Raw genomic sequence first — 1,514 nt, 5'->3', positions numbered from 1 at the left:
AACACCGTCCAGACCTGTCAGCATCTGGGTTGCGATGACTTCTCCCGCAGGCAAAAGCGTCACAACCGCAGGTGTCACGGTGGTACCAGACTGGTCCGTGTAGCTGGCTGGCTGCGCGGTCAGCGCCGTGGTGCGGTAAAGGATGTAGTTCTGTGCCGTATCGGCCATGGGTCAGGGTCTCCGGTCAGGTTGCAGCGGGCGGACGCGGCAGCACCGCGCTGGTGGCATCCGCGCCGTCACGGATGGCCAGCAGCGCCTTCTGGTAGGCAATCCATTCGGCGGGAACGGTTTCACCAAGCGCACCGTATTCGTTCCAGACATGCCGCCTGGCATCCGCCAGAGCGCGGCGTGCATGCATGGAAAGCGGGATCACATGGACGTGGCGCACGATCACGCCATCCTCACCGATGCGGTGCGACAGATGGCGTGGCAGGCTGGCCCAGTCTTCCGGCGTGACAGGGTGCATGCCGGATGCGGGCGGCACATGCGCGACGGATGACAGCGCCCATGTGTCATGCCAGCCCGTCACCCGTCGTGTTGCAGGGTCATACTGGGCGTAATAGCGGGCGGGGAAAGCCTGCTGGCGTTCAGGTTGCGCATTGATGTTCATTTCAGGCCGCTCCAAATGCAAAGACCCATACGCCAGCGCCATGGGTGCTGGCCTCGCCGGGTTCATTGGCATTGACGTTCACTTCGAAGCCGGTTTCGGTCACGGTCCCGGCCACGATATTGATCCATGCCGAAAGATTGGTGGTGAATTCGGATGTGGCGGTCACGAAGACCGACGGAACGGCTGAAAAGGATTCAGGGAACGTAATCTGAAAGTTGGTCCCCTCAACATTATTGATATAATAGATCAACATCTTCTGGCCGTTGATCGTCGTTCTGGTGCCGCCAGATATGGAGGACTGCACGCCATACAGCAGCCCCAGCCAGACATCAGCCGAACCGTTATTGTAACAGAAGGACGGTCCCGCCGCGCCCTGGATCAGGGCCTTGCCATCATACATTCCCGTCCCGACGCCATAGGCCCCGGATACGCGGGCGTTTACGTTGGTCGTGAGCGTGGCGTCCGCCGCCGCACGGATGGCGGCTTCGGCAGAAAGATTACTGGCTGCCGTGGCCAGACCAGCATCAACATAAGCAGTGCTGGCCAGTTCCGGGATGGTTGCATAAAACGGCGCGCCAGCCGCCTGCGCGATCATGTCCGCCGTAATGGCTGTCGCCCCGGCCGCCACGGTGACGGTCCACAGCGGATACGCACCCGTGGGCACCGATGTGCCGATGCCGATCTGTACCACGTCCTGCCGCACGGTTGGTGCGGTCTTTCCGCTGTTGTCAGCACCAGCATAGGTCACGGACGGGTCGGCTGCATTGTAGAACGGAAGCACGGTGTCATCCGTGTCCACGGTGGCGGGCGTGGCATATACGGTATAGGTCGCCCCTGCCCCCGGCACAGTCAGTGTGACCGGGTCGCGGCTGACATACTGGCGCACAAGCGCGCTGGCTACCGC

The 1,514-nt window shown here is 62.0% G+C and carries 2 protein-coding genes; both read right to left on the bottom strand.

Annotated features, from left to right (window positions below; all coding sequences use genetic code 11):
* Window positions 1-184 precede the first annotated feature (184 nt).
* Window positions 185-610: a hypothetical protein gene (locus MSKU9_RS03420; protein WP_141259944.1), complete on the bottom strand. Its 426-nt coding sequence runs from the start codon at window positions 608-610 to the stop codon at window positions 185-187.
* Window position 611: 1 nt separating this feature from the next.
* The coding region (locus MSKU9_RS18490) for an H-type lectin domain-containing protein (protein WP_227002350.1) at window positions 612-1,514 on the bottom strand (903 nt) is incomplete at its 5' end.

The sequence above is a fragment of the Komagataeibacter diospyri genome, assembly GCF_006538165.1.
Taxonomy (GTDB): Bacteria; Pseudomonadota; Alphaproteobacteria; order Acetobacterales; family Acetobacteraceae; genus Komagataeibacter; species Komagataeibacter diospyri.
This window is presented reverse-complemented; position numbering and strand designations above follow the sequence as displayed.

What these genes read in the sequence shown, in the direction of transcription:
- MSKU9_RS03420 (WP_141259944.1), bottom strand. Translation starts at nt 610, where the DNA reads ATGAACATCAATGCGCAACCTGAACGCCAGCAGGCTTTCCCCGCCCGC.